The sequence below is a fragment of the Paracoccus haeundaensis genome (assembly GCF_006239215.1).
Taxonomy (GTDB): Bacteria; Pseudomonadota; Alphaproteobacteria; order Rhodobacterales; family Rhodobacteraceae; genus Paracoccus; species Paracoccus marcusii.
The window spans coordinates 1-3,984 of the sequence record NZ_VDDC01000080.1; the positions used below are offsets into that span (position 1 = coordinate 1).

The window sequence follows — 3,984 nt, forward strand, 5'->3', positions numbered from 1 at the left end:
ATCGCCGCGGTGGTCGAGGCGAACCGGACCCGCAAGGACGTGATCGCCGACGCCATCCTGGCGCGCAGGCCGCAGGTGGTGGGCATCCATCGCCTGGTGATGAAGGCCGGGTCCGACAATTTCCGCCAATCCGCCGTCCAAGGCATCATGAAGCGATTGAAGGCAAAGGGGCTTGAGGTCGTGGTGTTCGAACCCGCCCTTCCCGACGCGCGGTTCTTCGGGTCCGAGGTGATCCGCGACCTGGCCGCGTTCAAGGCGCGCGCCGACCTGATCGTGGCGAACCGCCTGACCCCGGACCTGCAGGACGTGGCCGACCGCGTGTTCACCCGCGATCTGTTCGGCGGGGACTGATCACAGACGCTCGCGCAGCTTGGCCTCGATCTGGCGGCGGCGCCAGCGCGACCGGATCTGGCGTGCATACAGGTTCTGCGGACACAGCGACATGTCGTCGCCCTCTCCCTTCATCGCGAAACGGCGGGCGGCGGCGGCGATGCGGCTGTCGGCGGCGGTGATGGCTGCCACCGTCACCTCGACCTCGCGGATGTCGCCGGGCTCCAGCGCGTCGAAGCTGCGGTGGCGGGCGCGGTCCAGCAGGTCCAGCACGCTGCCGATATCGACGTGATCCCTGCTTTTCAGCGGTCCCTGCAGCGTCGCCTCGCGCGGGGTGGCGTGCTGGCCCTGCGCGATCTCGGTCCGGTCGGCGACCGAGGACATGCGCTCTCCGCTGGCGGTCCAGACGGTCAGCATGATCTCCAGCACATAGATCGGCTCGAACCCAAGGTTGCTGACCAGGATGCGTGCGGACAGGTTCCGCGCACCGCCCAGCTGGATCAGGATCTCGGTCCGGCGCTGGCGGCGCAGGCCCGACACGATGATGTGCAGATACACCATCCAGACCAGCGCCGTGACCGCCGCCATTCCGGCCTGAACCAGCCCGCTGTTCTCAGATATCCAGTCCCACATGCCCCACCCGGCCTTTCCTCAAGGCCCCCCAACACGACCCGCGGGCCGGATGTTCCATGGCGGGATCAGTCAGACAGGGCGGCAGCCTCGGCCGCGGGGTCCAGCGCCGGCCCCGCCCCCAGATCGTCCAGCGCGGCGTCGATCAGGCCGGTTCCCAGGTCCGACGCGGGCAGATAGGCGTCCTGCCCCGCGCCCGGCACCGCCAGCGCCACCGACCAGTCGCCCTGGTCGCGACACATCAGCGCACGTTCCGCGCCCGCCTCGATCAGACGGCACAGACCCAGGTCGGTGTCATAGCTGGCCAGCGCCCGCGCCACCGCCCCGCCCGGCAGGGCAGCCTCGCCCCCCGTCGGCACCTGCGCCAGGGCGGCCGCCGCCTGCTGCAGGGTGGCGCCCGCAGGGGGCGTCGCCCGGCCGGCGAGGAACCCACCCAGGCCCACTGCCAGGACCAGCGACGCGGCCATTGCCCAGGCCGCCATCGGCCGCGCAGACAACCGGCGCCTGAACGGCACGACGACCGGATCGGAGGCAGGCGTGCCCGCCATGACGGTCGCGATCAGCCGGTCGGGCACGGGTTCCGGAGGATAGGCCGCCTGCAGGCCATGACGGGTATCGGCGAACAGCGCGAAGCGGTCAGCCAAGGCCGGGTCGGTCTCGATCCGCCGCCACAGGCGTTCGGCGGTGGCCTCGTCCAGTTCGCCATCCGCCAGGGCCATCAGCATCTCGTCGCTCTCGTTGTTGGGATCAATCGGGGGGTCGATACGGGTCATCGGATCATGCCTTTGCGGATTGCTTCAGCCCAGCCTGGCCGACAGCAGGGCGGGATCGTCCTGCAGCGCCTGCGCCAGGGCCGCGCGGGCGCGGCCGAGGCGGCTCATCACCGTGCCCAACGGCACGTCCAGCGCCAGCGCGGCCTCGCGATAGCGCATGCCCTCGACGCAGACCAGCATCAGCACGACGCGCTGATCCTCGGGCAGGCGGCTCATGGCGCGACGCACATCGGCCAGATGCAGGCGGATCTCGGTCACCTCGCGGCCGTCCTGGCCCACAAGAGGCATGGCGTCGTCATCGTCCAGGCTGTCGGTGTCCCGCCGGGCGCGTACATGGTCGATGAAGCTGTTGCGCAGGATGCGGAACAGCCAGCTGTCCATCCGCGTCCCCGGCACGAAGGCGTCCAGGTTTCGCAACGCCTTCTCGACGGTGATCTGCACCAGGTCGTCGGCCAGCGCGTGCTGGCCCGACAGGCCGCGGGCAAAGGACCGCAGGCGGGGCAGCAGCGCGATCATCTGGGCGCGCAGGTCATCGGTCACGGACAGGGTCCCCCCTTGCGGTCTTGGTTGACCTTGAAACGTGGCCCCTTCGCTTTTATTCCATCGCACGCGAAAGAAAAGTGCGCGCAGCGGGCCGATGGGAATAGACTAGCCCCGCCGACCGTTTCCATGACCCGACCCGATCGCATCAAGGACCCGCCAATGACCCAAGACGCCCCGACCACCCGCCGCGCGCTGCTGACCCGGATGGGACTGGCGGCCGGGTTGGCCTATGCGACGCCGACGCTGATCGGGACCGGCACGGCCCGCGCGTCCGATGCCAGCGCGCCGTCGGGGCGGGCATCGGTGTCGCGCCCGGCGCGCCAGCGACGGCGCCGCGCGCCTGCCCGTCCCGAGATGGTCGTGATCCTGGCGCCGGGACAAAGCCTGCAGCCGCTGCAGGCGGCAGGCTATGACGTGCTGTCGCAGCGCGACAACGCGACGCTGGCCCGCCGCGCCGCCCGGCTGCGCCTGCCGCCGGGCCGCAACCCGGCACAGGCCCGGGCAGAGATCGCCCGCCTGCTGCCCGGATCGACCGCGGCGCTGAATTCGCTCTATCGCCCCGACGACCTGACTTGCGACGGCGCGGACTGCGCGGCCCAGCAGATGATCGGCTGGCGCCCTGCCGATCTGCAGGCCCGGCCGCGGATCGGCATGATCGACACGGGCGTCAATCCCGACCATCCCGCGTTGCGCGGCCAGTCGCTGCGCGTGAACCAGGTCGACCTGGACGGGCGGAACGCGGCGGGGCGCCGGCATGGCACCGCCGTCGCGGCCCTTCTGATCGGCAACGCGCAGGGTCGCGCCCCCGGCCTGCTGCCGCGTGCCGACCTGATCGCGGTCGAGGCGTTCCACAGCCGCGCCGACGGGGCGGCGGCGGATGCGTTCTCGTTGCTGAACGCGCTGGACGTGCTGATCCAGGCGCGGGTGCAGGTCATCAACATGTCCTTTTCCGGCCCCGCGAACCCCGTGTTGCGCCAGGTCGTGGTCGAGGCGCGCGATGCGGGCATCGGCCTGGTCGCGGCCGCGGGGAACGGCGGGCCGGGCGCCGCCCCCGCCTTTCCCGCCGCCTGGCCCGAGGTGATCGCCGTCACTGCCGTCGATGCCGACCGTGCCCCCTATCGCCAGGCGGCGCGGGGTCCGCATGTCGCGCTGGCCGCGCCGGGGGTGAACCTGTGGACCGCCGCCTCGATCGAGGGGGGGCGGCTGCGGTCGGGGACATCGTATGCCGCGCCCTTCGTGTCGGCGGCGCTGGCGCTTGGCATGGCGCGCGACGGGCTGAGCGCGACGGATGCGCGCGACCGGTTGTTCCGCTGCGCCGCCGATCTGGGCGCACCGGGCCGCGACCCGGTGTTCGGCCACGGCATGGTCGCGTCGCCGTCGGCCTGCCCCGAGGCAGAATCGCAGATTCTTTCCGTCAGCGGGGAATAAGCCGCCCCGCCGGCCCGTTGCATCCATGAACCGGACAGGACCGGTTCCGGCAACACAAAGGAAGAAGCCCATGTCCGATACGTCCGATATCCGCCTCTCGCGTCGCGGCCTTCTGGCCAAGCTGGGGCTGGCCGCAGGGGCCGCCGGCGCGATCTATGCCGCCCCCACCCTGGTCGGGTTCGGGGCGGCCCATGCCAGCGGCGCCAGCGGTCGCGGCGGCGGCAGCGGCCGGGGCGGCAGCGGTCGCGGCAACAGCGGCCGGGGTGGCAGTGGTCGGGGC

6 protein-coding genes are annotated in these 3,984 nt (G+C 71.8%); 3 read left to right on the forward strand and 3 right to left on the reverse strand.

Annotated elements, in window-relative coordinates; all coding sequences use genetic code 11:
- Window positions 1–351: UDP binding domain-containing protein (locus FHD67_RS19895; RefSeq protein WP_281282466.1), on the forward strand; the 351-nt coding region annotated here is incomplete at its 5' end.
- On the opposite strand, the gene FHD67_RS19900 is transcribed toward FHD67_RS19895, so the two are convergent.
- From FHD67_RS19900 to FHD67_RS19910, 3 genes are all read right to left on the reverse strand, one after another.
- Complete coding sequence (locus FHD67_RS19900) at window positions 352–963, reverse strand: hypothetical protein (RefSeq protein ID WP_139599819.1); 612 nt, start codon at window positions 961–963, stop codon at window positions 352–354.
- Between the two features lie 65 nt (window positions 964–1,028).
- A complete protein-coding gene (locus tag FHD67_RS19905) occupies window positions 1,029–1,733 on the reverse strand; it encodes an anti-sigma factor family protein (RefSeq protein ID WP_045999828.1) in 705 nt (234 codons plus the stop codon).
- Between the two features lie 24 nt (window positions 1,734–1,757).
- Complete coding sequence (locus FHD67_RS19910) at window positions 1,758–2,273, reverse strand: RNA polymerase sigma factor (RefSeq protein ID WP_198143101.1); 516 nt, start codon at window positions 2,271–2,273, stop codon at window positions 1,758–1,760.
- Window positions 2,274–2,435: 162 nt separating this feature from the next.
- Here FHD67_RS19910 and FHD67_RS19915 point away from each other — a divergent pair, with 162 nt between their 5' ends.
- Both FHD67_RS19915 and FHD67_RS20655 read left to right on the forward strand, forming a co-directional pair.
- Window positions 2,436–3,704, forward strand: a complete 1,269-nt coding sequence (locus FHD67_RS19915) for a S8 family serine peptidase (protein WP_139599820.1) — start codon at window positions 2,436–2,438, stop codon at window positions 3,702–3,704.
- A gap of 70 nt (window positions 3,705–3,774) precedes the next feature.
- The coding region (locus FHD67_RS20655) for a hypothetical protein (RefSeq protein WP_218062372.1) at window positions 3,775–3,984 on the forward strand (210 nt) is incomplete at its 3' end.

What these genes read in the sequence shown, in the direction of transcription:
- FHD67_RS19905 (WP_045999828.1), bottom strand. Translation starts at nt 1,733, where the DNA reads ATGACCCGTATCGACCCCCCGATTGATCCCAACAACGAGAGCGACGAG.
- FHD67_RS19900 (WP_139599819.1), bottom strand. Translation starts at nt 963, where the DNA reads ATGTGGGACTGGATATCTGAGAACAGCGGGCTGGTTCAGGCCGGAATG.
- FHD67_RS19915 (WP_139599820.1), top strand. Translation starts at nt 2,436, where the DNA reads ATGACCCAAGACGCCCCGACCACCCGCCGCGCGCTGCTGACCCGGATG.